Annotated in this window: 24 protein-coding genes; 13 read left to right on the top strand and 11 right to left on the bottom strand. The window is 62.6% G+C overall.

Annotated elements, in window-relative coordinates:
* The first annotated feature begins 287 nt into the window (after positions 1–287).
* Together CD04_RS0105000 and CD04_RS0104995 are read left to right on the top strand one after the other, a co-directional pair.
* Complete coding sequence (locus CD04_RS0105000; RefSeq protein WP_031404690.1) at positions 288–626, top strand: hypothetical protein; 339 nt, start codon at positions 288–290, stop codon at positions 624–626.
* Positions 623–1,156, top strand: a complete 534-nt coding sequence (locus CD04_RS0104995; RefSeq protein ID WP_031404689.1) for a hypothetical protein — start codon at positions 623–625, stop codon at positions 1,154–1,156. The genes CD04_RS0105000 and CD04_RS0104995 overlap by 4 nt, the downstream gene beginning before the upstream one ends.
* 476 nt (positions 1,157–1,632) lie before the next feature.
* On the opposite strand, the gene CD04_RS0104990 is transcribed toward CD04_RS0104995, so the two are convergent.
* Entirely contained in the window at positions 1,633–2,070 is a 438-nt protein-coding gene (locus tag CD04_RS0104990; RefSeq protein WP_197033022.1) for a zf-TFIIB domain-containing protein, read from the bottom strand.
* Between the two features lie 356 nt (positions 2,071–2,426).
* Between CD04_RS0104990 and CD04_RS25180 the strand changes: the two genes are divergently transcribed.
* The gene (locus CD04_RS25180) at positions 2,427–2,699 is read left to right on the top strand and encodes a YlcI/YnfO family protein (RefSeq protein WP_031404687.1); all 273 of its coding nucleotides are present in this window, start codon (positions 2,427–2,429) and stop codon (positions 2,697–2,699) included.
* On the top strand, positions 2,696–3,010 hold the full coding sequence (locus tag CD04_RS0104980) for a type II toxin-antitoxin system RelE/ParE family toxin (protein ID WP_031404686.1): 315 nt from the start codon (positions 2,696–2,698) through the stop codon (positions 3,008–3,010). The genes CD04_RS25180 and CD04_RS0104980 overlap by 4 nt, the downstream gene beginning before the upstream one ends.
* Before the next feature lie 55 nt (positions 3,011–3,065).
* Here the strand turns inward: CD04_RS0104980 and CD04_RS0104975 are convergent, their stop codons facing one another.
* The 5 genes from CD04_RS0104975 to CD04_RS0104955 form a co-directional block, all read right to left on the bottom strand.
* Positions 3,066–3,512, bottom strand: a complete 447-nt coding sequence (locus CD04_RS0104975; protein ID WP_031404685.1) for an SRPBCC family protein — start codon at positions 3,510–3,512, stop codon at positions 3,066–3,068.
* Positions 3,513–3,563: 51 nt separating this feature from the next.
* Positions 3,564–4,142, bottom strand: a complete 579-nt coding sequence (gene petA, locus CD04_RS0104970) for a ubiquinol-cytochrome c reductase iron-sulfur subunit (RefSeq protein WP_031404684.1) — start codon at positions 4,140–4,142, stop codon at positions 3,564–3,566.
* Positions 4,143–4,247: 105 nt separating this feature from the next.
* Positions 4,248–7,103 carry a LuxR C-terminal-related transcriptional regulator gene (locus tag CD04_RS0104965; RefSeq protein ID WP_051848944.1) on the bottom strand — a complete coding sequence of 952 codons (2,856 nt, stop codon included), beginning with the start codon at positions 7,101–7,103 and terminating at the stop codon, positions 4,248–4,250.
* 40 nt (positions 7,104–7,143) lie between these two features.
* Positions 7,144–8,673, bottom strand: coding sequence for an AMP-binding protein (locus tag CD04_RS0104960; RefSeq protein WP_031404682.1), 1,530 nt, complete (start codon positions 8,671–8,673; stop codon positions 7,144–7,146).
* 16 nt (positions 8,674–8,689) lie between these two features.
* Positions 8,690–9,856: a thiolase domain-containing protein gene (locus tag CD04_RS0104955; RefSeq protein ID WP_031404681.1), complete on the bottom strand. Its 1,167-nt coding sequence runs from the start codon at positions 9,854–9,856 to the stop codon at positions 8,690–8,692.
* 47 nt (positions 9,857–9,903) lie between these two features.
* Between CD04_RS0104955 and CD04_RS0104950 the strand changes: the two genes are divergently transcribed.
* The 8 genes from CD04_RS0104950 to CD04_RS0104915 all read left to right on the top strand — a co-directional run bounded on the left by CD04_RS0104950 (position 9,904) and on the right by CD04_RS0104915 (position 20,330).
* On the top strand, positions 9,904–10,509 hold the full coding sequence (locus tag CD04_RS0104950) for a LuxR C-terminal-related transcriptional regulator (protein ID WP_081857807.1): 606 nt from the start codon (positions 9,904–9,906) through the stop codon (positions 10,507–10,509).
* A 151-nt stretch (positions 10,510–10,660) separates the two neighbouring features.
* The gene (locus CD04_RS0104945) at positions 10,661–12,592 is read left to right on the top strand and encodes a hydantoinase/oxoprolinase family protein (RefSeq protein WP_031404679.1); all 1,932 of its coding nucleotides are present in this window, start codon (positions 10,661–10,663) and stop codon (positions 12,590–12,592) included.
* A gap of 1 nt (position 12,593) precedes the next feature.
* Positions 12,594–12,947 carry an acetone carboxylase subunit gamma gene (locus CD04_RS0104940; protein ID WP_031404678.1) on the top strand — a complete coding sequence of 118 codons (354 nt, stop codon included), beginning with the start codon at positions 12,594–12,596 and terminating at the stop codon, positions 12,945–12,947.
* A 1-nt stretch (position 12,948) separates the two neighbouring features.
* Positions 12,949–15,123 (top strand): hydantoinase/oxoprolinase family protein, encoded by a 2,175-nt coding sequence (locus tag CD04_RS0104935; protein ID WP_051848943.1) that lies wholly within the window; start codon positions 12,949–12,951, stop codon positions 15,121–15,123.
* Between the two features lie 10 nt (positions 15,124–15,133).
* Positions 15,134–17,368, top strand: a complete 2,235-nt coding sequence (locus tag CD04_RS0104930) for a hydantoinase B/oxoprolinase family protein (protein WP_031404676.1) — start codon at positions 15,134–15,136, stop codon at positions 17,366–17,368.
* A gap of 88 nt (positions 17,369–17,456) precedes the next feature.
* The gene (locus tag CD04_RS0104925; RefSeq protein ID WP_031404675.1) at positions 17,457–18,299 is read left to right on the top strand and encodes a hypothetical protein; all 843 of its coding nucleotides are present in this window, start codon (positions 17,457–17,459) and stop codon (positions 18,297–18,299) included.
* An 8-nt stretch (positions 18,300–18,307) separates the two neighbouring features.
* Positions 18,308–19,339, top strand: a complete 1,032-nt coding sequence (locus tag CD04_RS0104920; RefSeq protein ID WP_031404674.1) for a GTP-binding protein — start codon at positions 18,308–18,310, stop codon at positions 19,337–19,339.
* A 301-nt stretch (positions 19,340–19,640) separates the two neighbouring features.
* Positions 19,641–20,330: an SDR family NAD(P)-dependent oxidoreductase gene (locus tag CD04_RS0104915; RefSeq protein WP_031404673.1), complete on the top strand. Its 690-nt coding sequence runs from the start codon at positions 19,641–19,643 to the stop codon at positions 20,328–20,330.
* 149 nt (positions 20,331–20,479) lie between these two features.
* On the opposite strand, the gene CD04_RS0104910 is transcribed toward CD04_RS0104915, so the two are convergent.
* The 3 genes from CD04_RS0104910 to CD04_RS0104900 all read right to left on the bottom strand — a co-directional run bounded on the left by CD04_RS0104910 (position 20,480) and on the right by CD04_RS0104900 (position 22,356).
* Positions 20,480–20,821 carry a cupin domain-containing protein gene (locus CD04_RS0104910; protein ID WP_031404672.1) on the bottom strand — a complete coding sequence of 114 codons (342 nt, stop codon included), beginning with the start codon at positions 20,819–20,821 and terminating at the stop codon, positions 20,480–20,482.
* Between the two features lie 170 nt (positions 20,822–20,991).
* Complete coding sequence (locus CD04_RS0104905; RefSeq protein ID WP_231480471.1) at positions 20,992–21,537, bottom strand: DUF4334 domain-containing protein; 546 nt, start codon at positions 21,535–21,537, stop codon at positions 20,992–20,994.
* Between the two features lie 348 nt (positions 21,538–21,885).
* Entirely contained in the window at positions 21,886–22,356 is a 471-nt protein-coding gene (locus CD04_RS0104900; protein WP_051848941.1) for a MarR family winged helix-turn-helix transcriptional regulator, read from the bottom strand.
* Between the two features lie 54 nt (positions 22,357–22,410).
* Between CD04_RS0104900 and CD04_RS0104895 the strand changes: the two genes are divergently transcribed.
* The gene (locus tag CD04_RS0104895) at positions 22,411–22,872 is read left to right on the top strand and encodes a cupin domain-containing protein (RefSeq protein ID WP_031404669.1); all 462 of its coding nucleotides are present in this window, start codon (positions 22,411–22,413) and stop codon (positions 22,870–22,872) included.
* A 280-nt stretch (positions 22,873–23,152) separates the two neighbouring features.
* On the opposite strand, the gene CD04_RS0104890 is transcribed toward CD04_RS0104895, so the two are convergent.
* Together CD04_RS0104890 and CD04_RS24985 are read right to left on the bottom strand one after the other, a co-directional pair.
* Positions 23,153–25,174: a sigma-54-dependent Fis family transcriptional regulator gene (locus CD04_RS0104890; RefSeq protein ID WP_031404668.1), complete on the bottom strand. Its 2,022-nt coding sequence runs from the start codon at positions 25,172–25,174 to the stop codon at positions 23,153–23,155.
* A 331-nt stretch (positions 25,175–25,505) separates the two neighbouring features.
* Positions 25,506–26,891: a 3-oxoacid CoA-transferase gene (locus tag CD04_RS24985; RefSeq protein WP_031404667.1), complete on the bottom strand. Its 1,386-nt coding sequence runs from the start codon at positions 26,889–26,891 to the stop codon at positions 25,506–25,508.
* Positions 26,892–26,971: the final 80 nt, after the last annotated feature.

The following is a 26,971-nucleotide window of genomic DNA, read 5'->3' as shown; positions in this document are numbered from 1 at the left end:
GACTCTGGCACGCGCAGTGTCACCGACACGAACCACCCACCACCTTTGCGCGTGAGGGTGATGTCGTTGGGCTTGGCATCCGCCCCGAAGCGGTGCCGCCCGCGCGCCCGGATCGACATCGCCGCATCGCCGCTTCCCAACCGAAGCGTGGCATCACGGCCGCCGTGCTGCATGAGCTTCCATCCAGCTTCTCAGCAAAGATCGGTTCGAGGTCGTTATAGCACACGCATATCTGTGTGACACATGAACATGTGGTAGACTTGTCAAGGTCGTAAAAGGAGCAACTCATGGCAAACATCACATTTGTTATAGACGACGAACTGCTTCGCCAAATGAAGATTATCGCGGCAACGCATCAAACGTCGATCAATGCCATCGTTCGCGATTACTTTTCGCATTTGACCTCAAGCGGTCTTGCGGAAGTGGGGGTCATGAATGGAAATTTGCAGGCGTTATTCGATTATTCCATTGGAAAAATTGGCCGTCACAGAGTGAAAACACTCCTTGGCGTTGATGATCTCACTTTGGCGAACATGCTGCGGCAGGCTGGATTTCCTCCTCCCAGAGCAACGCTAGAAGAAGAGGATCGCATGCTGAAAGAGATCAAGGACATTCATTTCGCATGAACGCTCCGGTGAAGATCATCCTTCCTGACGCCGGCCCGATCAATACCTTGGCTGCGGCTGGTTTGCTCGGCCTCTTACTCGCTCCGCCTAACACTCAAATCATCGTCATTAAAAGTGTTCTTGATGAGATCATCATTCGTGCGCCAGAATTCCGGCAGTTCATTGATCAGAATAGATCTCGAATCGAGATCATTCGTACAAGCGTATGCGAGGACGATGCCAGAAGGATCTCGAATGGCGAGGCCCTAGGGAAAGGTCGTGGAGACCTTGCTATTGCCGATTTCATTTTGAATTTCATTGATGACGCCGTGGGCAATTCGCCTGCCCTGGTCATCTTTGAAGACAAGAAACTTGGGCGGTTGCGTGATTTGGAGCAATTTTCCGAAAATGCTCACTTCATCACAACGGCCGCTTATCTTCGGAAGCTTGAGCAGGAAGGCGTCATCGCTTCATTTGATGAGACTTGGCGGCAAGTGGTGGCCAGGAACAGTTCCGCAGACCCGCAAAAACATCGCGACCGAACCCAATAGAAATCGACGCCCCAGCACGATCTGGAAGTCGGATTTTCCGGATGCGGTGATTTGCTCGCGCAGCATCGGGTCATCCGCGCGGGCGCTGCGTGGATTTCTGGGGCGAGCTCAGGCTGGCCCAGAGCTCATCGATCGCCGCGGCGATGCGTTGCGTATGGGTGTATGCGAACGGTTTTGGCGCGCCGAAAAAACTTGCTCAAGCAGCGTCGGCCGGCTTGGTGTGTTGGCGCCGACGCCATATTGCGCCAGTTCAGGTCAATGTGCCGACTGGGCCATGAGCCGCCAGAATAGCGAGGGATCCACGCCGTCTCTTACCGGGTTGATGTTGCAGCCAGTTCAGCACTAGATCGGCAAGGTGGCTCAAGCTAGGCTCAGGTGCCCACAGCCATAGCTCAGTCGCCGATCGGCATGTGGCTCAAATTGGCATCTGCCCCCACCCAGTCATACCGCCTGGGGTCGCAGATCGACGATCGCTCTCAGCGAAACAGATCTTTCAGTTTGGTGAGAAACGAACCCGAGCGCATGCGCTGCATCGTACGACTCCATTGGTATTCTGCACGCACGCTCCGTTCATAACCACGCTCTTCGTCCTTCATAAGCTCCAGCACGCGTGCATCTGCGTCTGCCTCCAGCCAATAGCCGTGCTGATTGGGGCAAAAGTCCATTTCCAGAGCGTACGCGTGATAATTGAAGCGCTGCAGCGTTGCTGCGCACAGTGGGCATTTCTGAGTTGTCGGTGCGGCATCGAAAACTAGCGTGCCCTTTTCATCCTCGCCAAGATCAAACGCCTCGTTTTCGAGTTGGTCGAGTTCCTGCGCATCCAGCCACATACCTTTGCAGGACGGGCACAAGTTCATGTCCACCCCGTGTCGTACTTCGGGGACCAAGTCCACATTGCATTTGGGGCATTTCATCGTCATCTCCGCTCGAGTAGCCACCTTCTCGTCTCTGCACTCTTGACGCGGCCACCACCTCGTCTAGCCAGTGAGCGGCCTATCGGGATTCCCTTCCGAGGGAACTTGCGCATGCGCCTGAGCATAACGCAGGAGTCGCTTGCCGGCGTCGACCCTACCGCCGGCGTTCGTCCCCCGGCACCAGCCATGCTTCAGCGTGAAAGGTTAGCTAACGACCGATTGCAGCCGGTCGCGGGGTCGAGATCGGCTGCCCGAAAGCTGTCCATCATCCCATCGACCGTCGACGCGCCGGCCGCACCACCGGTGGGGAAATTCGATGCGTTGCGCCCGTAACTCAAACGCAATACCCTACCGGCATGAAGTCTGCCGTCATCCCCCAGATCCGAGTCGAGCCCGAGCTCCGAGCCGAGCTTGAGTCTGTGCTCAAAAAAGGCGAGACCCTGACCGACTTCGTTGAAGCGACAGTGCGAAGTGCAATCGGGTTCAGGCGTGTTCAAACTGCCTTCCATGAGCGGGCGCGGGCCGCGTCGGAGGAGTACCACCGCTCTGGCGTCGCGGCGCCCGTCGAGGCGGTCCTCGACCGGCTGCAAGCCAAGCTCGATGCGAAACGGAAGAAGCTCGGTCGATGAGCTTTGACGTTCAGCTGACGCCGACAGCCGAATCAGACCTGGAACGTCTCGTTGATTGTCTGCTCGACCGGGCGGAGACCACCGAAGATCTTGACCGCGCACAAGCGGCGATCGATGCGATCAGGGCGGTAATGCAGCAGCAACTTGCGCTTACGCCCTACAGCTTTCGCAAGGCAGCCCAGAGTCCCGCCCAGCGGGAGCTGATCATCCCGTTCGGAGGTACCGGTTACGTCGCGCTGTACGAGATCGTCAGTCCGTCGAAAGTCGCGGTATTGGCGGTGCGCCATCAGCGCGAAGAGGACTATTACTGATCCGACAGTGATAGTCCCTTGGGGCTGCGCTTGCAAGACTGGTTGGGCGCCATCTTTAGTCCGGGATTACGGGCTCAACCAGGTTGGCGAGCTGCGCAAGCGATTCCTGCCAGCCGAGATAGCACATTTCAACCGGGATGACCTCCGGAATTCCTTCCTGGGTGACACTCACGTCGGTCCCACATGAGACCTGCCGCAGCAGGACAGTCGTTTCCATTTCACCGGGCATGTTCGGGTCGTCGAACTTGTCGGAGTAGCGGATGCGCTCCTGCGGCACCAGTTCGCGATACTCGCCGCCAAAGGAGTGGCCGTGGCCGGTCGTGAAGTTCGTGAAGGACATCTTGAACGTTCCGCCGATCTTGGCATCCATGTGATGGACCTTGCAGGTGAAGCCATACGGTGGAAGCCACTTGGCCATCGCGTGCGCGTCAAGAAATGCACGGTAAATGCGCTCCGGCGTTGCCCGGAGTACACGGTGAAGTCGGACGGTGTTTGTAGACATGATCGATGTTGAAATCCAAGGATGACCCTATGAATGTACGACGACCAAACATCAGAGCCGATGCCTGCCGAGCATAATCTTGGTATCGCTTAGAAATTCATAGTCAGGGATGATCATGTTGGCGGGCGCGGGCATGTTTTTAAATACACGTGCTGCCATGTCGTAGAGCGAGGCATGGCACGGGCACAACCAGCCCCCCAGCCAGTCATTCGGCAAGCCCGGCTGTGGGCCAGGCGTAAATCGTCCAATAGGCGCGCAACCCAGATGGGTACAGATGTCGATGAAAACGAAATACTCGGGCTTGGTTGAGCGCCACGCATTCTGCGCCCGCGCGGGCGTCGGGTCTTGGGGATTGCGCGACAACGGGCCAGCGACTTGGTCCTGTGTGAGCTTGAGTCTCCTCAACATTTGAGGTGTGCGGCGCACGACCCAGATCGGTTGGCCGCGCCACAACAACACGATGTGGTGGCCGGGCTGCAATCGGCTGCGACCCACCGGGATCGGCACGCCATTGGCCTGGGCCTCGTTCGAGGGCTCCATCGACTCCAGGAAGGCCGTCGCAGTCGCTGCTGTGCCCACACAGGACGCCACACTTGTGGCAATCATCCAAGTTCTGCGCGTTGCATCCATCATGCCCCTCCGCTGCGGCGCGGAACATCCGATCAGGCGCGTCGTAGGGCTATGTTGGAACGGGTCGCGCCCGCTGGGCCAAGCATCGTAAAGACGCGCCGCTCATCACGCCTTGCGTCCCTGCTCACTGAAACGCACCGTCCGGTCAGCGGCAAGCACCGCCGTTGCCCTCGTCGTGACGCCGAGTTTGCCGTAGATTGACTTCAGGTACCACTTTACCGTGTCAACGCCGATGTCCAGGCTGCGCGCGATTTCCTTATTCGATTGGCCTCGAGCCAGCAAATGCAGGATCTCGGTCTCGCGGCGCTTCAAAGTCCCAACGGCCGTACCCAACGCAGCAGCCCTTTTCTCGGGCGCAGGGGCTTCGGGTCGGGCATCGGGGGCTCTAGCGGATCGCCCCAGCAATTCGACGTCGCCGAGCGCGGGCAAGGTGCTCCCCCAGGGTGCGCGCGGCAACTGATTGGCTAGCACGCGCTCGTGAACCATTTGCGTGATCTCGATGAAACGGCTGCCTTCATCGAGAAAGCTGCGCCGCAACCCCATAGCGAGCCCGACGCGTAAGGCCATCGCCGCCATATCCAGGGCCAGATCGAGGCGGCCGGCACCATCCAGCGCCAGGGCCATCAAGATGCGCACCCGAACCTCTAACAGCAACCGCCGACCTTCGATGGCGGCACTCAGGACCGGTTCGAGGACGGTCTGGGCCTTGGCTGCCCGGCCGGATGCCAGGAATACCCGACTGTGCGACAGCGCGAGCCATTCGATCGCCTGACTCGACGGGGCCGCGCGGGACGCCTGCACCTCTTCAACGCCCGCATCGATGGGAGCCTCCATCAGCAAGCGCTGGGCCGTGTCGAGGTCCCGGCGCAGCAGCGCATGGCGCACGCGCTCACCAACGACCGCTGCGCGCAGCCGTTCGAAACCGAGGTGCCTAAACGCGTGTTCGCCTTCGTCCAGCGCATCATTCGACGCTGCGGAATCGCCGTACTGTGCGAGCAAACGGCTCGAACCAACGTAGGTGGCGATCGAAAAATCGGCCACGCCGCCTTCGACACCCAGCTTGCGGCTGTCCTGCAGCAGGCGGGCGGCCTCATCGAGCTGGTTCATCTCCACCAGCAACTCGCCCAATAGGGCCTCTGCCAGGCGGGCTGCGTGGGAGTGGCGACCTATGCCGGTGACGGCGAGCGCGTGGGCACTACGGAAGGTCGATGCAGCTTCGTCCAGTCGGCCCAGCTCGCGCGACGCAATCCCGGCAAAGCAGCGCCCGTACACGCCGCTGAAGGGGCCTTCCGTGCGCTCATGGAAGGGCCGCGTCAGCGCCTGCAGGGTGATGGCATCGTCGTACGCATGGCGATGCAGCAGCACGTAGGTGAAAATGTTCGACGCGACCGCTACGAGCCAGGGACGGTACGGCGCATCCGGCGCGATGCAGGGGCGCACGAGTTCCTCCACACCGTCGACCTCGTCTTGGTAGATGCGAACGCAGGCCTCGAGCACGCGTACCTCTGCCAGGGCTTCGGTCGTCTCTTTGTCCGGGTCGAGCACGTCATTGCGCAAGGACCGCCGGGTCAATTCGGCTTCGGCCAAGGCCAGCGACTCACGCGCTTGCACCGGTCGGTGCGTTAGGCAGTGTGCCCATGCAATCGCCAGTTGAAGGGCCGGTCGGTCGCGCAGCTGATTTGGCGGCAGGCGCAGCACCAGCTCGCGCAGGGTGCTCATGGCGCTGTGCTGCACCAGCCACATCGCGTCGCGCTGGACCAGCTCGATCGCGCGCTCGGCTTCCCCGGCCGCCAATGCATGGGTGACAGCTTCATCGGTGTGGGCATTGGCGCCGAACCACGCTGAAGCGGCCCGGTGCAGCTGCGCCTTGCGCTCCGAAGACTGGCGCTCGAGCCGCCCCTGCAGGTGCGCTGCAAACAGGTGGTGATAGCGGTACCACGCCCTGTGCTCGTCCAGCGGCTGGATGAAGAGGTCTTGCTTCTCCAGCAACTCCAGCATGCGCTGGCTGTCATTGCATCCGCTGACGGCAGCACACAAGTCGGCGCACAGCCGGTCCAGAATGGACGTGGCGAGCAGGAAGTCCAGCACGTCGGCGGGAAGGAGATCCAACACGTTCTCGACCAGGTACTCACCGAGCGCATGGTGATCGCCGCCGAAGCTGGTGGCCACCCCGTCGTGCAGATCGCTGGAAAGGCGTTCGACCGATCCGGGTGCGTCGGCCACGTTGCGCAAGGACAGCGAGGCAAGCTGCAGCGCGGCCACCCAGCCTTCGGTGCTGCTCCACAGCGAATGGACAGCGGCAGCGTCCAACTTCAATTCATTGAGATCGCATAGGAACGCCTGCGATTCCGAAACCGTGAAGCGCAGATCGGAAGCGTCGACCTCGGACAGTTCGCCGGATACGCGAAGCCGCGCCAGGGGCATCGACGGACGCTCGCGGCTCGTAATGACGACGTGGAATCCTGGCGGTGCGTGCTCAAGCAAGGAATTCATCATGTCGCGCACTTGCCGCTCGACGATCAGATGCCAGTCGTCCAGAATGAGGTAGAAGTCGCGCTCGGCGTCTTCGAAGGCGTTGATCAACTCCGTGACAACGATCGAAGCCGCCTGCTCGGGATGCGCCTCCAATTGCGCGGCTACATCGACGTCCAGTGTCGGGTCGCCCACGCGCACCGCCTCGACCAGATAGGTGAGGAAGCGGTCCAGGGGATTGTCCTCTCTTGACAGGCTGAGCCACGCCACGTTGACGCCTGCATCCTGCAACCGCTGGCGCCACTGCAACGACAGCGTTGTCTTGCCAAATCCCGCCGGCCCATGAATCAGCGTCAGACGCCTTTGCCGCTGGGCGTGCAGGCGCTGCAGCAGGCGCTCCCTTGTGACCAGTGAACAGGCGCCGGAAGGGGCACGGAACTTGGTCGTGATCAACAGCGGGCGGTCGAATCGGTTCGGGTCGTGCGGCATGATAGGCGGCCTCGTCTCGTCCGGTTCTCGATGCGCCGCCTCAGGTCGATACCTGTGCGTCCCACTCCCGCAGGGTGGTCTTCAAAACCTTGCCGTAATTGTTCTTCGGCAGCGTGGCGACGAAGCGGTAGTGCTTGGGTCGCTTGAAGCGCGCAATGTGCGCCAGGCAGTGGGCGTCGAGCGCCATGGCATCGACGCCGCGCGAGCTCACGATGTACGCTACGACCTGCTCGCCCCATTCGGGATCCGGCCGGCCGATGACGGCCACCTCGACCACATCGTCGTGCGTCAGTAACGCCTCTTCCACTTCTCGCGGATAGATGTTCGTTCCACCGCTGATGATCACGTCCTTGCTGCGGTCAAGCAGCGTGAGAAATCCGTGTTCGTCCATGCGACCGACATCGCCAGTACGCAGCCAGCCATCGACGATTGTGGCTGCAGTAGCCTCGGGCTGCCGCCAATAGCCGTTCATCACTACGTCACCTCGCACGCACACCTCGCCCGTTTCGCCGGCGGCGACCACATCGCCTTGGGCATCGCAGACGCTGACCTCCACCATGGACTGCGCGACGCCCACTGAAGCAAGCTGTTCACGCCACCCTTCGGGCCTCGTCTCGTACAGGTGATTGATCATCGTGCGAGGCAGCGCGGTGATCATCATCGGACTCTCGCCCTGGCCGTAGATCTGCCCGAAGTGGGGGCCGATGTATTGCAACGCATCATCCAGGTCGGCCAAGTACATCGGCCCGCCACCATAGCAGACAGTGGCCAGACCTGGCGGCCTTTGGCCAGCCGTCTTGACGGCGTCCACAAGGCGCCTGACCATCGTAGGCGCCGCGAAGAACGATGCGTTGTGCCAATGTGCCGCCAGCGCCAAGCACTCGGCGGCGTCAAAGCCACCCGATTCAGGTACGACATTGATTCCGCCCTGCAGCACATAGGGCAGGTGCAGCATGCCGCTGGCATGAGAGATCGGGGCGGGATGCAGAGCGACGTCACCGGGCTCCACGGCTTGCACGGCCGTGAGCATGCCCATGCTCGTCCAACGCAGCTGCCGAGCGCCGAGATCCACGCCCTTTGGGCGACCGGTAGTGCCACTGGTGTAGAACAGCCAAGCTGGGTCGTGCTCCTCGCGAGGGGCAAGGGCGGCCTCGGGCAGCATGGCATCGAACACGCGGCGCATGTCGGTCTCCACAGTCGCCGAACAGCCCTCGTCGCGCAGCGCTGCGCCCAGCTCCTCGGCGAGGTCGGCGCTGGTGAAGACCACGCTGCTGCCGCTGTGCGATGAGATCCAAGCTGCCTCCTTCGGATGAAGCTTGGCGTTGATCGGGACCGCGGCCGCGCCGCTCCACCAGACGGCCCACAGGGCTGGCAGGTACTCCGGCCTGTTGGTCATGAAGAGCGCGACGCGATCGCCCGGCCTGACCCCACGGTGGCCCAACCAAGTAGCCCCCCGGGCGGCCATCGCCGCGAATTCGCTGTAAGTGCACCATGCCTGGGTGCCATGTCCGATGGCAGTCTGATTGCCGTACCGCCACGCCGTGCGTTGCAACCACTGAGCAATGTTCATTATGTGTCCCCTTCTGTCAATGCACGCGCTCGAGAAGCGAGGCGAAGTTGGTCACTGCAGTACCCCCCATGTTCAGCACGCCAGCCAGCTGTGCGCGACCTGTTAGCGCGCCGGGCCGGAATCGCCCGAGAAGCAACCAAGCAGCTAGCACATGCATTGACACGCCCGTTGCGCCCACCGGGTGTCCCTTGGACTTGAGCCCGCCCGACAGATTCACCGGCAGCCGACCACCAGCCTGAACCCACCCATTGTCCAACGCCGTATGTCCTTGCCCAGGTGGGGTGAGTCCGATGGATTCATAGAGCATCAGCTCAGCAATGGTGAAACAGTCGTGCACTTCCGCACAGGCGAGGTCGTCCAGCGTGACCTTCCCCGCTGCGAGCATTTGCTGCCAAGCCTGGCGCGCTCCGCGCAACTCGCTCATGTCGCGCTGGGCCACGGGCATGACGTCGTTGACCTGCGTCATCGCACGCAAGCGAACGCGCGGCGCACTGGCGGGCGCGGCCGATGCAGCGCACATCACGATGGCCGCTGCCCCATCCGAGATCGGCGAGCAGTCGCTGCGCAACAGCATGCCGGCCACGCGCGGATTCTTGTCGGAAGCCGTACTGCAAAGCGCCAGATCCAGTGGCTGGCGATATTGCGCGTATGGGTTGTGCGCTCCGTTGGCATGCGCCTTGACGGCGATGCGGGCCATAGCGTCGTGCGGATCACCGAAGCGCTGCGCGTACCTCTCAGCGATCTGCGCGAACATGCCAGCGAAGCCGCCGTCAAGCTGGCTCTCATCCTTGACGTAGGACGCCTTCAGCAGCGCCTGACCGACGTCACGAGTGGGCAGCGCCGACATGACCTCCACGCCAAGCACCAGCACTCGTTGCGCTTCACCGGCGCGAATGCGCAAGGCTGCCAGGTGCACTGCGGCACTGCCTGAAGCGCAAGCACTTTCCACGCGCATTGAGGGCTTCCCGCGCAGCCCCGGTGCGAGCCCTGAACTAAGTCCGGCGACGAAACCTTGCGCAGACAACCCATGGCCGAAGTGGCCGATGACGACAGCATCGATGTCATTGGCCTCGAGCCCCGCGTCGGCGAGCGCGTCCCTCGCGACCTGCGCCAGCAAGGTTTCGACCTGCGCTGTGGGTGCCCGGGTAAACGGCGTGTGAGCGAATCCGATCAGGTCGATCATGATGTGTCCTTGCAATGTGTTGAGGATTGGAACTAGAGTATTCGGAAATGAAAGCCGCCGACAGTCGCAAAACTACACCGGGGTTTTCCCGCGATCCGGTCGAACCCGACTCGCCGCTGAGCGACGTGGCCGCCTCCCTGTGCCCGCTGGGCTTGCTACTGTCGGCCGAGCGCAAGGTGCAGTGGTGCAACACCACATTTGCTGCGATGTTCGGTTACGACTTCGGCGAATTGGTGGGTCGCAACCTGCTCATGCTCTACCCGAGCCCATCCGACTACGAACGCATAGGCGAACGCGGCATGCATGTCCTCGTCGAGCGCGGCACATACGATGACGAAAGGCTGATGCGGCTGCGTGACGGCAGCCTGCGCTGGTTCCGGGTTCACGGTCAGTCGCAGGACTTCGCCGATCCCTTCCGCTTGGCGAGCTGGGTGTTCGAGGCCTTGCCCTCCGGCGCGGACGTGGCCAAGCTCAGCCCGCGGGAGCGCGACGTGCTCGCGGACATGAAGCGGGGCCTGACGGCCAAGGAATGCGCGCGCGAGCTGGGTCTGAGCCCCCGCACCGTGGAGAAGCTGCGCGCCAAGTTGCGCCAACGCTATGGCGCTCACAACGCCGCAACGCTGATTAGCCGCGTCGCCGGCCTGCCTGGCTAAGGAACGCGGGTTAACGAGTGCGGGTTTTCACCACTACCCACCGCGCCTACCTGTTTATTGCACCGCACGCTACCCGTTTGGGAGGTGATTTACTGGCTGCGGCTTCCTACGCTTGCCTCTGTCCATATCAGGACATTGAAGGAGACAAGTAATGGGTTTGCTAGTGAACATCGACAACGGAGGCACGTTCACCGACGTCTGCGTCCATTCTGACACCGAGGTGTTGCACGCCAAGTCACCCACCACGCCGCACGACTTGACACAGTGCTTCGTTGCGGCGCTCGCCCGCGTTTCGCGCGACCTGTACGGTGGCGAAGACCTGTCGCGCTTGGTGGGCGACATCGACTACATCCGCTATTCGACCACCTCCGGCACAAACGCTGTCGTGGAACGCAAGGGTACGCCGGTGGCGCTGCTGGTGGAAAAGGGAGAGGAGGGCCAGGTCTACGGGCTGGCGAAGACACTGCAGGGCGACAGCCTGTGGAATTCGATGATGCCCATCCCGCCAGCGGGCATCACCGTTCACGACGGCAACCGCATTGATGCGGCCGAGCTCACGAGCGTCGTGAACGATCTGCTGGCCAAGGGAGCGCAGCGTCTGGTGGTGGCCTTGCGCAGCCCCGAGGCCGAGGCGCAGGTCAAGGACGGATTGCTCGACCGCTATCCGCGCCACCTGCTGGGCGCCGTGCCTTTCCTTCTCTCGCACGAGTTGGTGAGCGACAGCGACCACGCGCGCCGTGTCTTCTCGGCACTGCTCAATTCCTATCTGCATCCCGGCATGGAGCACTTTCTCTACGGAGCCGAGAACGTGTGCAAGCAGCACCATCTGGCCAGCCCGCTACTCATCTACCGCAACGATGGCAACTCGGCCCGGGTGGCCAAGACCACCGCGATCAAGACCTGGGGCTCCGGGCCGCGAGGCGGGCTCGAGGGTGCGTTGGCCTATGCCAGGCTGTATGGTGTGCCCACGCTGCTGGCGATGGACATCGGCGGCACGACGACCGACGTGGCCGTCGTGGCTGACGGAAAAGTCCGCCTAAACGCCTACGGCCGTGTCGAGGCTGGACAAACCTCGTTTGCCATGCCCGAGTTGCAGAGCTTCGGGTTGGGCGGCAGTTCCATCATGCGCGTCGAAGGCGGTCGCCTGGAGATCGGCCCGCAGAGCGTGGGCTCTGTGCCCGGACCCGCTTGCTTTGGCCGCGGCGGCACGAGTGCAACGTTGACCGATGCCCTGCTGCTTGCCGGCGTGCTCGACGGCGAGAACTACCTCGGCGGCGAGCTCAGACTCGACCGTGGCCGCGCGGCTGCCGCGATCCAGAAGAACATTGCTGACCCGCTCAAACTGTCGCTCGCCGACGCCACCGAACGCGCAATACGTGCCTTCGAAGCCGAGGTGGCGGCGGTGCTGGTACAGGCACTGGCAGCGGCGGGCCGAAGCGCGTCGAACGCCACGCTACTGGCCTTCGGCGGCGGCGGACCGATGATCGCCTCAGGCATTGCACGCGATGCCGGGATACGACAAATCATCGTGCCACAGATGGCGGCAGTGTTCAGCGCCTATGGCATCGGCTTCTCGTCGCTGGCGCACCAATACCAGACGTCGCTGGACGGACTGTCGGCGGCTGATATCGCCGAGGCTTGCAAGAGCATGCTCCAACGCGCCCGGCGCGACATGTCGGGGGAGGGGGTCGACGCCGCAAAGTGCCGCTATGACTTCGCGCTCTGGGAGGACTCCGCCGCCGGAGTGACGCAGTTGCCGCTGGACGATGCGGCGCTCAAGGCGCTGAAGGCCAGCAACGACATGCGGCTCGTTCTGACCGCATCGCATGAACTGCCGGCGTTCCAGCTCTCGAGCGACCGCGCCGCGCGCTCCGCCACGGCGCCGATCGCCGGCTCGACCCAGGTGCTTTACGGCAGCGGCGCGGGCGATGCCACTCCCGTCGTCGATGTAGCGGCGCTCGAGCCCGGCCACTACGCCGATGGGCCCGCATTGCTGCGCAGCAGCTACCTAACCTGTCTATTGGACCGCGGCTGGTCGATGCGCGTTTCCGACAACCACGACCTGATCATCGAGGAGGCTTGACATGAGCACGCGAGTTGCCATTACCGAATACCTGGAAATCGAGCTTAACTCAGAGCGTTGGCACTGCCGCTCATGCGGGCACGACATCGCCTCGGCGCGGGAGAACTACAAGACCGGCCTGCTGGTCTACGACCGCGATCCGCGCGAAATCCACGCCCCTATCCTCGACGAGACGAAGTACGAGTTCACCTATGCGCCCGACCCCACGTGGTGCCGCATCGTCGAGTTCTATTGCCCATCGTGCGGCACGCAGATCGAGAACGAGTACTTGCCTCCGGGTCACCCGCTGACCCACGACATTGAGCTCGACATCGACAAATTGAAGCAACGCCATCTCGCCAAGGAGGGCCAGTAATATGAAGCGCGTCAGTGTTGATATCGGGGGCACTTTCACAGACTGCTTTCTGGCCTACGACGACCGCTACGTCGAATCCAAGGCCTTGACGACCCACAACAATCTGGCCACGGGCTTCATGGAGGCGCTGGAGGGCGCCTGCCGCGAAATCGGCAAGGACGTCGGCGAGGTGCTAGCCAACGTGGACGCGGTGCGATATGCCACGACCCTGGGCACCAATGCGCTGATCGAGCGCAAGGGCCTTAAGGTGGCGCTGCTCACCACCACAGGGTTCGAGTCGACTGCGGTGCTGATGCGCGCGCGCGGCTATGGCGATGGCTTGTCCGAAGCGAAGCAGGCGGATCTACCTGGCGCCGCACGGCCCCCCATGCTGGTGCCGGTCTCGCGCATCGTCGGCATCGACGAACGCGTGGACTACAAGGGCGACGTGTTGCTAACCATCGACGAAGACAACGTACGCCAGCAGGTTCGCAAGCTAGTCGACGAAGGGGCGCAGTCGTTCGTGGTCTGCCTCGCCAATGCGGTCGTCAATCCGGCCAACGAGAAGGCGGTCGAGAAGATCATCCTCTCCGAATACCCGACGCACCAATTGGGCGCTATGCCTATTGTGCTCTCGCACCGCGTTGCGGGACGCAAAGGCGAGTACACGCGGACCATGTCGTCGATCATCGACGCCTTCCTGCACGAGCAGATGTACCACGGCATGGCGACGCTGGAGATCGCACTTCGTCGAGCCGGCTACAAAAAGCCGATGCTGCTCGTGCACAACACTTCGGGCATGGCGCAGATGAACTCGACTTCCTCACTGCAAACCATCCACTCCGGGCCCGTGGCGGGCTTGGAGGCCACCAACTACCTTTCGAAGAAATTCGATCAACCCAACCTGATCGCCACTGACATGGGAGGCACCAGCTTTGACATCGGTCTTGTCACCGCGGACGGCGTGAAGTTCTACGACTTCAACCCGGTCATCGACCGCTGGCTGGTCAGTACGCCAATGACCTACCTCCACACGCTAGGTGCCGGCGGGGGCTCGATCGCGCGCTACGACCGCATGTGGAACGCGATCGAGGTCGGCCCGCAGAGTGCCGGCTCCGACCCCGGCCCGGCGTGCTATGGCCGTGGCGGCAAGTTGCCGACCACCACCGACGCCAACCTGGTGCTCGGCTATCTGGACGAAAAGAACTATGCGGGCGGCTCAATCGAACTCAGCCGCAGGCGGGCCGAGCGCGCCATCGAGGAGTACATCTGCAAACCGTCGGGCCTCAGCCTGATCGACGCGGCCAAGGCCATCAAGCGCAAGGTCGACGCCAACATGGCCGCAGCGATCTTCAAGGAAGTGGCCGTCAAGGGCTACAACCCGAAGAATTTCGTGCTGCTGGCCTACGGCGGTGGCGGCCCGATGCACGCTTGCGGCTTTTCCAGCGAGATCGGCATCGACCGCGTGCTGATTCCGCCGTTCAGTTGCGTGTTCTCGGCACTCGGCGCCGGCAACATGGATCAGTTGCACATCCACGAAAGCTCGGTCTACCAAATGCTCTTCGACGCCAACGCGCGCAAGATTCTGGGCGACTTCGCTTCGTTCAATGACACCGTGACCGAACTGGAGGCACGCGGACGCGAAGACCTGATGCGCCAGGGCGCAACGCCGGACAAAATCAAGGTGCGCGTCGAACTGGATCTGCGCTATGGCAACCAGTTGGCGCAGACCGCCGTGGTCAGCCCCTTCCACCGCCTGGAAAACTCCACGCAGGTGATCAAACTGCTGGACATCTTCAGCCGCAGTTACGCACAACGCTTTGGCGAGGGCAGCCAGGCGCCGGAAGCCGGCGTGCGCATCAACGTCATTCGTGTGATCTCTTACGTGGAGCACGACCGCCTCGATTTGAAGCCCAGCAGCAGGCGCGGCGGCAAGCCGCCCAAACCGCGCAGTGAGCGCATCTGCCACTTTGTGCAGCAATCTGCAGGTGTGATGACTCGTGTGTACGACGCCCATGCGTTCGAAGAGGGTGCCGTCGTGGAGGGGCCTGCCTTGATTGAATCGCCGCGCACCAGTTTCCTCGTCGAGCCAGGCTGGAGGCTAACGATGGGCACTTCGGGCGCCGCGTGGCTGGAACGACATGAGCCCGAGGTCAGCAAGGCGCGCACCCCATCCACCGCGGCCCTGGCCGCCTGAGGAGAAACACATGGCTGAAAACCTGAACGATCAAGAAAAGTCCATCCTGCAGAAGTTCCTGGACGAGAACGTGCTCTTCCTCGGGCCCGATCCCGAGATCATGGACAACCATAAGCTGGCCCCCGAGTCGGCCGCCGAGACGCGTGCACTGGCCGTGTTTAACGACGCCGACCAGATGAACCTGGTTCGGCACAAACTGCAGACTGCCTGCAACGAATCATTTGACATGGTCGAGCAGATGGGCGCCGCGCCGGGCGCCAAATGGGGTGACCTGATCTCCGGAGTGTGGACGGCCTCGGGCGACCTGGCGCTGTCCAGCGCCGGCGGTGTACTGCTGTTCTCCGTGCTGACCCAGCACCCGGTGAAATTCATCATCAAGTACTGGATGAAGGAGCCTACCGTCGGCGTGCGCCCGGGCGACATCTTCATGCACAACGATGCGCGCTACGGGAACATCCACAACACCGACCAGAGCGTCATCATCCCCGTCTTTCACGAAGGCGAGCTGATCTGCTTCACCGGCGCGATGGTGCATGAGGGCGAGAACGGCGCCACCGAACCAGGTGGCATGCCCTCCAAGGCCGAGTCGCCGTTCGATGAAGGGCTCAAGATGCCTCCGTTCAAGGTCGGCGAGAATTACACCTTCCGCAAGGACTTGATGACCTTCCTGCAGAATTCGGTGCGCGAGCCAAAACTGCAGCTCGAGGGCATGAAGTCCAAGCTCTACGCGGCTATGCGCATGGAGTCGCGCATCAAGGAGGCGATTGGCGAGTACGGGCTCGAAGCCGTGCTGGCCACCTTGCGGCGAACCCTGACCAGCACTGCCGAGGAAGTGCGCCGCCGGCTGCGCGACTGGCCAGATGGCACCATCCGGCAGAACGTGTTCCCCGACGGCACGCTGCGCGAAAACGTGCTGCTTCGCCTGCGCCTGGCCATGACCAAGCGCGACGATGAACTGATCCTGGACTTCCGCGGCTCAGCGCCGGAGTTCGTCAACCGCGCGAACAATACCGTCCTGGCCTCCTGCAAGGGAATGCTGGCACAGGAATTCCTCACTTTCGTGTGGCCCGATCTGCCGCGCAACCAGGCGGTGTTCGAGCCCATGACGGTGATCACCGACGCCAACTCGGCGCTCAACTGTTCGGCCAATGCACCGAACGCGCAGAGCATGATGACCTTCTTCCCCAGCTTCACGGCGGCGCAGCTCGCCGTGCCCAAGCTGCTGTACTCATCAAAGTTCAAGGCCACTGACGTGGTCTCGGGCTGGTACAACATGATCGTCACCTTCATCTATGGCGGCCTGACTCAGCACCAGGAACTGGTGGGCAACCTTTGTGCGGACCTCAACGGCATGGGGGGTGGGGCACGGGCCACGCGCGACGGCGAGCATTCCATCGCTCCGATCTTCGCGCCCATGGCGGACATCGGCGAACAGGAACTGATCGAAGAAGAAACGCCGATCATGAAGATCGTGCCCAACCGGGTGATGCGCGATAACCAGGGCTTCGGCAAGTTCCGCGGTGGCCATGGCTACCAGCAGATCGCCACCGTCAAGGACTCTGCCCTGTGGGGTTTCATGTGCTGTTCAATTGGCTCCAAGTTCCCCAGCACGCACGGCATCTTCGGCGGCTATGGTGCTGGCACCTACCCGCTGTGCAAGGTCAAGGACGTCAACGTCTTCGACGAGATGAAGGACCGCCGCGAGTTGCTGCGCTTCTCGGTCGAGGAAATCATGAACGAACGCCCCTTCAAGGACGCCAGCTACTCCACGCACCACATGGGCATGCAGTTGGAGTGGGTCACCTCCGGCGAACTGTACATGCTGACGCAGGGCACCGGCGGCGGTTACGGCGATGTGCTTGAGCGCGACCCGTCCATGGTGGTCGACGACTACCGCGATGGCTTGATCAGCAAACGCACCGTGGAACAGATCTATCACGTGCGGATCGACGAGGCGCGCAAGGCAGCCAATCTGGAGGCCACTGCCGCGGCGCGCGAAGCCGAGCGTGGCAAGCGTAAGAAGCTAGGCAAGCCCTACGCCGAGTTCGTCAAGGGCTGGGAGACCAAGCACCCGCCGGCGCACCTGCCGTTCTATGGTTCATGGAATGACCCAAAGCTGATCTACCGCGGCACACCGACGGATACCTGTCCAGCCGACGCTATGGCGGGAGTGATGATGCCCGATCCGAAGGATGTGCGAATCGCCCAGCTTGAAGCCAAACTGGCACAGCAGGAGAAGGTCTGACGGTCGCAGCCGCTCGCAGGGCTCTTCGACCGCAGGTATGCAGCCTGGGGTACGAAGGGGCCCAGCAGCAACATCCATTCCAACTGCCATGAACAACGTCTTTGCCCAGATTGCCGAGCGGCTGCAGCGCCCGCCCTTGTGGATCGACTTCGAGGCCTATGCCGCTCGCGTATTCGCGGGTGCGCCGGCCGATTGGCTGGTGAATGCTCACCGCTACGCCGATGCCATGGCTCAGGCACAGAAGCTGGTGCGCAGTGACGTGATCGCGCTCGACCTGACGCAGGCTGCGCTGGCGAAATCAGGACCGGGCGCAGACTTGCCCTTGGCCGAGAGGCTCGGCACTTGGGCGTCGGACCCGGCGTCCCACCGATTCAACACCGATGTGCTCGATGAAGCATTTCACCGCCTGGCTGCTCAAGCGGCCCTGGTGATGGCATTGCCTTCCCCCAGCAGGCTTCTCCGAGCGTGGGGTGTGGAGCCGCCCTTCGACTTTGACGACTTGGACGACGTGGCAAGCGCGCTGGTTGCCTTGCTGCGCCAGCACGCCGATCGGCGCTTCACGGCCCTGATGATTGACTGCGACGAGGCTGGGGGCCCTTCGGCCGGCGAGCTGGAGGCGTGTGCACCCTTGCAGAAGTCGGCCAATTACTACGGCTGGGGCGTGGCGTGGCGCCTCGACGCCGCGCCCCAGGGCGAAGCGCCGGCCGAACTTCTTGCGGCCTCTAGCGTCGACGTAGTGCTGCTTGGCGGCTGGTCGGATGCCGCCTTGACTGTGCAGGGTGAAGAACGTCTGGCAGGTGGCTTGAACGATGTGTTCTGGTGCGACGAGGCCGCTTGCGCACCCAGCTGGCCTGGCATGCGCTTCGGTTCCATCCCGGCCCAGGCATTGCCCGAGCGGATCGCCAGCCGCTTGGATCTTCTCCGTTGCTAGGGCTACACGTGCCTACGCTATCGACGCCGGTAACGATACTCGCCGGGCATCTGGGCAGCGGCAAGACCACCTTGCTGCAGCACTGCCTCGAGCACCCGGCATTGCAGCGCACTGCGCTCATCATCAATGAGTTTGGCGATGTCAGCATCGACCACCTGATGGTGGCTCAGCTGGCCGAGAACGTCGTCGAGCTCCGTGGCGGGTGCATCTGCTGCGCCGTGCGCGTCGATTTCGCAATGACGCTGCGCGACCTTTACGAGAAGCGGCAACTGGGTGAAGTTCCAATGTTCGACCACGTGATCCTCGAAACCTCGGGCTTGGCCGACCCGGTACCCATTCTTCACACGCTGATGGCCAATCCGCTCATGCACACACGCTTCGTTCCCGACGCGGTAGTGACTTGTGTCGACCAGGTCAACTATGAGCGGACGGTATCGGAAGACCCTGTAGCGATGAGCCAGGTGCAGCTCGCCGACGTAGTGATTCTGACCAAGGGCGACCTTGCCACTCCCGAGCAGCGCGCACGCACCGAGGCGCTGGTGCGCGCCGCTAATGGCCAAGCCCAGCTAATGCAAGTCACACTGGGCTTGGCCGATGCCGCCACCATCTTTCTCCGTGGGGTGTTCGAGGCAGGACGCTCGCTACCCGGCCTCGGTGGCTGGCTGCTGGCCGGCAAGCCGATGGCGCAATTGAGCGGAAACCCAAGCGGTGGCGCGCATCGCGGCCCCCGTCCCACGACCCACGTGATCCGGACGGAGCAACCGGTCGACATGGCAGGGCTCGGCGTGTTTCTCAATCGCGTCACCAACTCGATGCGCGAGCAACTGCTGCGGATCAAAGGCGTGGCGAACGTCAAATCACGGCCGCGCCACATTAGGTCACAAGGCCCACTCGTGGTGCATGCCGTTCGAGAGAAGTTCTACCCGCTTCAATGGCTGGATGCGTGGCCAGACGATGACCGAAGCACGCGCTTGGTCTTCATCGGACGCGAGTTGGACGGTGCCAGGCTGGACCGTCTGTTTGAGCAACTGTGTCTTTGATTGATGGTCAGGGACGTGAGGGCTGGTTGGGGAGGGGCCTTAGTCGCAAGCGTGTGCCCCAAGATTGCCGTCTCGGAAGGTATGGATTGCTGGCGCAACACGTTGCTCACAGTCGTGAAGACACGTATCAGTCCGCTCATGGCCGACAACCGAAGCTCAGGGCGTATGCTCCTTTGCGGCCATGGTGCCGAGCGGGCAAGATTGGCGCCGCGTCCACGAGTTCCCTGCGCGTCCATACGGGGCAGCGAAATACCATCTTTGCGCGCAACAGGACGCGAGCCGCAACAGGAGGAATGCGAAGATGCCGACTGTACTGATCACGGGAGCCAGCCGCGGCATCGGCCGCGAGCTGGCTCGTATGCTCGTGTCCCAAGGCTGGCAGGTGCTGGCGGGAGTTCGTGACCCGATGGCGGCGCCTCCTGGCACGCGGGGCGAGCGCCTCGACATGGCGGATTGCGGCTCCATCAACGCGTTGGCACAGCGGCTTCGCGCGAGCGAACAGCGACTGGACGCCCTGGTGAACAACGCCGGCATCTATGACGGACCGGCACGTCGCATCTGGGATGTCAACGTCCTGGGGCCATTGCTCCTGACGCGCGCCCTTGAAGCGCTGCTGGCGCCGGGCTCGCGCGTCGTGATGGTCACGAGCGGTCTCGGCAGGCTGTCTTCGCAGCCTCAAGAACTCGTGAAGCGCCTTTCCGCACCGAACCTGTCTCTCGAGGACATCGAGAGCCTGGCGCATGAAGCGCCAGGCGGGTATGGAGCGAGCAAGGCCGCGCTCACGGCGATGGCGCGCATCTTTGCCAATCGGATGAAGGATCGCGGGATTCTGGTGAATGCCATCAGCCCTGGTTGGGTTCGCACCGACATGGGTGGCGCCGGAGCGCCGCGCTCGGTGCAACAAGGCGCAGCAAGCCTGCTCTGGGGTGTTCAATTGCCATCCGACGGACCATCAGGCGGGGTGTTTGAGGACGGCAAACCGATCGAGTAAGTCCGTCGCTCGGCCAGAGCGCGCACCTGAGCTGGCGTCGCGGCACGCGACAGATCGCGTTTAGTGCGTCATAGGCCGGATCGGCTTGGCGATGCAGTCAGCTCTCGACTGCTTTAAGGCCCCATCAATAGTGGTTGAGCCCGCGCGTGCTATAGCTTCACAATATCGACCGAGATCTCTACGGCCGGAGTCGTTCCTCTGTTCTCAAGCCAGTGGGTCGTGTTCCTATCCTCGGGCCAGCCCACTCCTGGCCCATAGTCCGTGGCCCTTCCATCTCGATGGTCAGTGATCGTTCCTTGCAAGATGTAGACAGTGCCCGGTCTGTCCTTATGATCATGAATCGGGCCGAAAACGCCCCCGGGTTCGAAGGTCACCATGCGCATTCGAAGTTGGCGCCCCTGCATGCCCTCGATCTCGGGGCCAAGGTCAACCGCTGCGAGTAACTTCACCGTAATGCCTTTTGTTTCAGGTTGCGCCTGTTCATTGCTCATGATGCTCTCCTCTGTGTCGCTCTTTAGTCCCCGGGGCCTAACCGGGATATGCGAACAGTAGCATTTCGAAACGCAAATGGCATGCGAATTTTTTGTAGACGGGTATATCGTGATTCAGCGATTCAGCTCAGGCTGCGGCCCGTCAGGGCCGTCGTGCCTGCAGCGAACGGTTAGCTCCCACGCGCACGACGCAAGATGAAGAAGAACGGCTTCTTCATGCCTTTTCGATCCATGATGCCAAATACGCAGTTTTCGTCGACTTGGCGGAATACGTCGTTGATCGGGAGCTGGTCGTAGATCATGGTTGCACTGGACTTTCCTCGATAAGCCGTCATGCGCAGCCTGGCGCGGCTCTTTGAGGTCGTGAATAGCGGCATGGTGACCTGGAATAGGCGGCCCGCTACAGGCGACTTTGGCATGAGCATGCGATCCGCCAGCCCGAGCAATGGCCCCATGAACACGGGGTTAACGCTGGCGACACCACCCCGAAGTGTCGAGAAAACCAACGGATGGACGTCTTCTGGACTTTCAAATCGCTTGCCGTACCAGTGATACGCCTCAAGCAGCCCATCCATGGGGTGATCGGTGTTGAAGCCTTCTCCCGTCCAATTGCCGATCATGAAATCGACTTCAACCGGCGCCAGTGAATCATAGATTTCCAACGCTGCCTCAGTCGTCGCGCTACCTGCGCTTAACCTTTCAGTGATGCTCATCATGGTGCAACCTCCACGAGATTTGGGGGCCAACAACAAGAGTAAAGCGCGCTGCGGCCGGCACGTGAGGAAACCGCAGCGCTTTCCGGCGTCGCTTCAAGCGCCTCGTTGGGCACTGGTGCGGTAGCCTATACCCATGACGCGCGAAGCCAAGTGACTCATCGTAGTCGTGCGCGTCCTCGCGGGAGACATTGGACGAACGCATAGCCTTGTAGCAGTCCTTCTCTCGCGCCAACTGGAGGGCATACGCCATCATTTGCTTCCCCACTCTTGACCGGCGACTGCGCCGCCTGGAAGGCCGCATCGGCATTTCTGGGCACGGGACCGTGACAATGCGGCACGCGAAGACCCTCAATCCAGCTTGCCCATCCACTGTGACAGGTCATGCAGGGTTTCGCGCAGTTCATTGAAGCGCTGTTCGCCCAGATGCGCTGCCCACTCCTTCTCGATTGCTGTGACGCAGCTTCGGATCTGGCGCACTGCCTGCCAGCCCTTGTCGGTGAGGCGTAGCGCCGTGGCCGCCGGACTGGGTCCGGCATGCCGCTTAACGTAGCCACGATGCTCGAGACCCGAGATCACGTAGTTCATTGCCTGACGACTCATGTTGCACTGCCGGGCCAAGTCAATCGGACGGCGCCCGTCGGGCCCTGGATACAAGAACACTCTCAGCTCCGTGGGCGTGATATCAAAGCCGTTGGCGTGAAGTGCGCCCAGCATGCGGGCCGCGACCGCCTCATGCGGCAGGCGCAGCAACGCGCCGATGAGGGGCGTGATCGCCAGCCCGGGTGGTTTGCGGGAGGGGTTGGTCTTGCTCGTTGACATTGACGTAAAGTTTTTGTACGTTAGAGTACAGATTTTTTACGGAAGGAGTATGACATGAACGAGACGAAGGTGCCAGCCACTCGGGAGGTCATCCACGTCGGGCAGTTGGAGATCAGGTACGTGAAGGAGGCGGACGAAGCCGGCCAGCTGGGCTGCTTCGAGCTGCGCGTGCCCCCGAACTCCAATGTGCCGCCGCCGCACAGCCATTCGGCCAGCGAAGAGCTGGTGTATGTCCTGGAGGGGACACTGCGCTACAGCGTGGGCGGCGAGATGCGCGATCTACGGCCGGGGGAGGCCATGGCCACGCCTCGAGGCGTGGTCCATGCATTCAGTAACCCGCACGCGGCCATGGCGCGGGCGCTCGTGATCAACACGCCGGACATCGGATCGGAATATTTTCATCAAGTCGGAGCGATCATCAATGCAGGCGGACCGCCTGACCGGGCTGCGCTCCTGGCAACGATGCGGCGCTTTGGATTGGAGCCCGTCGCGCCGCCGGAGACACCACAGCGTTGATGGCTCCAAATCAGGGTTCACCCGCTTGGCGTTTCTTCGACTGCGGCTCGGCCACGGGGCGCGTTCGGACTGGACCAGCGTCCATCTTCGCTGCCCAATTCGACCCCCGCCTGATGTCGATTGGGTCAGTTCGGCAGTGCAGGGAGAAGACTTTGGCCGCCCGATGCGGCCAAAGTCAGCAACGTGTCGCATTGCCAATGTGCCTCGGAACCGGCTCAACGACAGCAACGGCCGATCAAGGCCCGTCGTCGCCTCCAGGGTCCTCGTGTGCGCCGCCGCCTTAATCCCGGACGCCGCGAATGGTGTCGCGTGAAAGCCCATAGCGCTGCATCTTGGCATACAGCGTGCTTTTCGCAATGTTTAGCTGGCGTGCAGCCAGCGTCAGGTTTCCGCCCGTGGCTGCTACCGTGCGCTGGATCAATGCGCGTTCGCCTTGGGCGATGCTTGGAATGTCGCTTTCAGGAGCATGCGCGGGTGGTGGCGCCACCAGCGCTTCGGCATGGGCCATCTCGGCCGGCAGGTCAGCACAGGTCACGGCGCCGCCATCGCTGACGAGCACCGCGCTTTCGATGACGTTGCGCAACTCGCGCACATTGCCTTCCCAGGCGTTGCACTCGAGTTGGCGGATCACAGCCGGACTCAGGACGGCAGGCTTGAGGCCTTGCTTGGCGCGGAAATGGTCGAGGAAGTATTGCGCCAGCGTTGCAATGTCACCCTTGCGCTCCCGCAGCGGAGGGATGCGCAAGCTGGTGACGGCGATGCGGTAATACAGATCCATGCGAAACCGCCCCCCGGCCACTTCCTGGCGCAAGTCGCGATGGGTTGCCGCGATCAGGTGAAAATTCACCTTGCGCGGCGTCGTTTCCCCCAGGCGGCACACCTCGCCTTGCTCCAACACGCGCAGCAGGTGCGGTTGCATGTCCAGCGGCATTTCCCCGATTTCATCGAGAAACAGCGTGCCGCCGTCCGCGGCCTCGATCTTGCCCGCCATTCCGCCTTTTCGCGCGCCCGTGAAGGCGCCATCGGCATATCCGAACAACTCGCTGGCGAGAAGCTCGCGCGACAGGCCGCCGCAGTTCAGGACGACGAACGGTGCGGCCGCGCTTGCATGGATGCCGCGGGCGAACTCTTCCTTGCCCACGCCGGTCTCGCCCAGCAGCAGCACGGAGGCCTTGGCGCGCGCGATCTGCCGGGCTTTGGCGATGATGGCCTGCATGGCCGGGTCCGACGTGATGATGCCGGCGAATGCGTCGACCTCGCGGCCTTCGCCTGCACCGTCTCCCGATGTTTGCGCAGCGCGAACCGGGGGGCGCAGCGCGCCAGAGCGCGTGCCGGGGGACGGGATGACGACAAGGGTGCCCAGGTTCTCACCGCGTTCGATGATGGGCTCAATCCATTGCGGCTGGATCCAGGACGGGATGGTGCCTCGCGCAAGGTTGCGGCGTAGTGTGCCGGCGGCGAGCTCCGGGATGCGGCGCGACGTGGGCCATTCGAGGGTGCCGCCTGCGGCGTGGATCGCCGCATGCGCGTGCTCATTGATCTGGATGGGCAAGCCACGCCTGTCGAACAGCACGGCGCCCTGGTTGCCGACGGACGCGCCATGCTGGGCCCAATGGTTGAGCAGGCGGTAGCGCCGCTCCATCTCGCCAATGGTGAGGCGACTCTCGATCCGGTTCGCCGTGGCCACGACCAGCGCAAGGCTCTGCCGGCTGAAGGTCTGCGACAGGCCTGAAATATCCAGCACCCCAATGATCTCCCCATCGGTGGGGTGGCGGATGACGGTGGCCGAGCAGGTCCAGCGTTTGATCCCCGCGCAGTAATGCTCGGCGGAATGGATTTGTACGGGTTGGCCCACGGCCAAGGCCGTGCCGATCGCATTGGTGCCACAGAACCGTTCGCTCCACGTCACGCCTGGCACCAGGCAGATCGACTCGGCCGAGTCCTTGGCAGGGGTGTCGCCCTCCATGGTCAGGATCGTGCAGTTCGTGTCGGCCAACACCATCATGGTGCCGGTCTCGGCCAGGAAATCGCGCGCGCTCGCCATCATGGGTGCACTGACTTCCAGCAACTCCCGCTGGCGCTCGCGCAAAAGAAAGAAATCCTGCTCGGACACCGGGTGCGGACCGGCATGCTGCGTCGGGTCCACATTGGCGTCCTGGCAGCGCTGCCAGGACGCATTGACGAGGTCGCGCAGGGCGTTGGTCGCACTGCCATCGCCGCTGAGGAAACGCTCCCACGAATACATGACGCTCGCATCCTTGCCGGGATCCGAGAACATCTGGTGGGGGTCCAGAATTTCCATGGGTTTTCTCCTGATTCGGATGATCCCCGGGGGCGCCAAAGGCTGCTGCGGGGCATGCCGTCCGATCGGTCGTGGCCTGCTGATGCCGAACGTAAACATCGGCGGCATTGCGCCACGCGTTCCGCACCTCCAAACGCTGACTTATACGCCCATTTGCAGTGGCCGTCCACATGGTGCTAACCCGTGCCATGGGGCCGCTGCGCCTCGCGCCAGCGTCGAGATCCGGGCGCGTGCGGCGCACGCGCCCATGCCTGCGCCCCTGGCCTCGGACGCGATTGCGCGGGCTTCCTTGCATGCGCGCGCGATGGCCGAAGGGGCAGGGCGTGATGCCTCAATGGCAGATGACCAGGTCCTCCGCAATGGTGAATCCGCACCCTGTTTTGGCCTTGATCTCCGGGACTGTCACACCCGGATGCAACTCGGTGAGAATCAGCGTGCCACCCGGGTTGACGACGAAGACGCACAGGTCCGTGATGATCATGTCGACCACGCCTTGGCCCGTCAAGGGCAGGGCGCAGCGCTTGAGAATTTTCGGGGAACCATCCTTCGCGGTGTGTTCCATGAGGACGATCACGCGTTGCACACCGCAGACCAGATCCATGGCGCCCCCGGGACCCTTGACCATCTTGCCGGGAATCATCCAGTTGGCAAGGTCACCGTTCTCGGAAACTTCAAGACCCCCGAGGATGGACAGGTCCACATGGCCGCCACGAATCATGGCGAACGATTCGGCGCTCGAAAAGAAGCTGCTACCGCGCTGGCTGGTGATGGTCTGCTTGCCGGCATTGATCAGATCGGGATCGATGGTGTCGGCGGTCGGAAACGGGCCAATGCCCAGCAGCCCGTTTTCGGATTGCAGGGTGACATGGATCCCGGCAGGGATGTGGTTGGCCACCAGCGTTGGAATGCCAATGCCCAGGTTGACATAGTCGCCATCGCGCAACTCGCCTGCGGCGCGCCGGGCCATGCGCTCGCGCACGGGATCTGGTGGCGCGCCGTTTGCGGCGCCATGGATGGTCGGAAATTCGATGCGCTTCTGGTAACGGTCCCCCGCAATGATGCGGTCGACATAAATGCCCGGCGTGTGGATCTCGTCCGGGTCGAGTGCGCCGGGCTCCACGAGTTCCTCAACCTCGGCCACCGTGGTGCGCGCACAGGCGGCGATCATCGGGTTGAAGTTGCGCGCGGTCTTGCGAAAGACCAGGTTTCCGGAGGTGTCGCCTTTCCACGCCTTGACAAAGGCCACATCGGCCCGAATGGCTGGCTCCAGCACGTACTCCAGCCCGTCAAAGGCTCTGGTTTCCTTGTCCTTGGCCAGCAGCGTGCCCAGGGCGGTGCGGGTATAAAACCCAGGAATGCCCGCGCCGCCGGCACGCAGGCGCTCGGCCAGCGTGCCCTGCGGCACCAGTTCCAGCTCCAGTTCGCCAGCGAGAACCTGGCGCTCGAATTCCTTGTTCTCGCCGACGTAGGAGGCGACAACCTTCCTGACCTGGCGCGCATTGAGCAGCAATCCCATGCCGAACCCGTCGACACCGGCGTTGTTCCCGATGATGGTGAGGTCCTTGGCGCCGACCTCTAAAAGGGCATCGATCAGATGCTCGGGAATTCCGCACAGGCCAAAGCCACCGGCGGCGAGGGTCATGCCGTCAAACACGATGCCGTCGAGCGCTGACGGCGCATTTGCATAAACCTTGCTTCGCTTTCTGCCATCTTGCATGATCATCTTCCGTCGATGCTGCTTGCTTCAAAAACCGGAACCCGAATCACCACGATTGTGGGCATCCCAGGCCGCGGGGT

Origin of the sequence: Thiomonas sp. FB-Cd (assembly GCF_000733775.1) — a bacterium.
Classification (GTDB): domain Bacteria; phylum Pseudomonadota; class Gammaproteobacteria; order Burkholderiales; family Burkholderiaceae_C; genus Thiomonas_A.
The sequence above is the reverse complement of the archived record's forward strand: the minus strand, read 5'-3'. Positions and strand labels throughout refer to the sequence as shown.

Excerpts from the sequence above, each read along its gene's own strand:
- CD04_RS0105000 (WP_031404690.1), top strand. The coding sequence starts at position 288 with ATGGCAAACATCACATTTGTTATAGACGACGAACTGCTTCGCCAAATG.
- CD04_RS0104995 (WP_031404689.1), top strand. The coding sequence starts at position 623 with ATGAACGCTCCGGTGAAGATCATCCTTCCTGACGCCGGCCCGATCAAT.
- CD04_RS0104990 (WP_197033022.1), bottom strand. The coding sequence starts at position 2,070 with ATGAAATGCCCCAAATGCAATGTGGACTTGGTCCCCGAAGTACGACAC.
- CD04_RS25180 (WP_031404687.1), top strand. The coding sequence starts at position 2,427 with ATGAAGTCTGCCGTCATCCCCCAGATCCGAGTCGAGCCCGAGCTCCGA.
- CD04_RS0104980 (WP_031404686.1), top strand. The coding sequence starts at position 2,696 with ATGAGCTTTGACGTTCAGCTGACGCCGACAGCCGAATCAGACCTGGAA.
- CD04_RS0104975 (WP_031404685.1), bottom strand. The coding sequence starts at position 3,512 with ATGTCTACAAACACCGTCCGACTTCACCGTGTACTCCGGGCAACGCCG.
- petA (WP_031404684.1), bottom strand. The coding sequence starts at position 4,142 with ATGGATGCAACGCGCAGAACTTGGATGATTGCCACAAGTGTGGCGTCC.
- CD04_RS0104965 (WP_051848944.1), bottom strand. The coding sequence starts at position 7,103 with ATGCCGCACGACCCGAACCGATTCGACCGCCCGCTGTTGATCACGACC.
- CD04_RS0104960 (WP_031404682.1), bottom strand. The coding sequence starts at position 8,673 with ATGAACATTGCTCAGTGGTTGCAACGCACGGCGTGGCGGTACGGCAAT.
- CD04_RS0104955 (WP_031404681.1), bottom strand. The coding sequence starts at position 9,856 with ATGATCGACCTGATCGGATTCGCTCACACGCCGTTTACCCGGGCACCC.
- CD04_RS0104950 (WP_081857807.1), top strand. The coding sequence starts at position 9,904 with ATGAAAGCCGCCGACAGTCGCAAAACTACACCGGGGTTTTCCCGCGAT.
- CD04_RS0104945 (WP_031404679.1), top strand. The coding sequence starts at position 10,661 with ATGGGTTTGCTAGTGAACATCGACAACGGAGGCACGTTCACCGACGTC.
- CD04_RS0104940 (WP_031404678.1), top strand. The coding sequence starts at position 12,594 with ATGAGCACGCGAGTTGCCATTACCGAATACCTGGAAATCGAGCTTAAC.
- CD04_RS0104935 (WP_051848943.1), top strand. The coding sequence starts at position 12,949 with ATGAAGCGCGTCAGTGTTGATATCGGGGGCACTTTCACAGACTGCTTT.
- CD04_RS0104930 (WP_031404676.1), top strand. The coding sequence starts at position 15,134 with ATGGCTGAAAACCTGAACGATCAAGAAAAGTCCATCCTGCAGAAGTTC.
- CD04_RS0104925 (WP_031404675.1), top strand. The coding sequence starts at position 17,457 with ATGAACAACGTCTTTGCCCAGATTGCCGAGCGGCTGCAGCGCCCGCCC.
- CD04_RS0104915 (WP_031404673.1), top strand. The coding sequence starts at position 19,641 with ATGCCGACTGTACTGATCACGGGAGCCAGCCGCGGCATCGGCCGCGAG.
- CD04_RS0104910 (WP_031404672.1), bottom strand. The coding sequence starts at position 20,821 with ATGAGCAATGAACAGGCGCAACCTGAAACAAAAGGCATTACGGTGAAG.
- CD04_RS0104905 (WP_231480471.1), bottom strand. The coding sequence starts at position 21,537 with ATGATGAGCATCACTGAAAGGTTAAGCGCAGGTAGCGCGACGACTGAG.
- CD04_RS0104900 (WP_051848941.1), bottom strand. The coding sequence starts at position 22,356 with ATGTCAACGAGCAAGACCAACCCCTCCCGCAAACCACCCGGGCTGGCG.
- CD04_RS0104895 (WP_031404669.1), top strand. The coding sequence starts at position 22,411 with ATGAACGAGACGAAGGTGCCAGCCACTCGGGAGGTCATCCACGTCGGG.
- CD04_RS0104890 (WP_031404668.1), bottom strand. The coding sequence starts at position 25,174 with ATGGAAATTCTGGACCCCCACCAGATGTTCTCGGATCCCGGCAAGGAT.
- CD04_RS24985 (WP_031404667.1), bottom strand. The coding sequence starts at position 26,891 with ATGCAAGATGGCAGAAAGCGAAGCAAGGTTTATGCAAATGCGCCGTCA.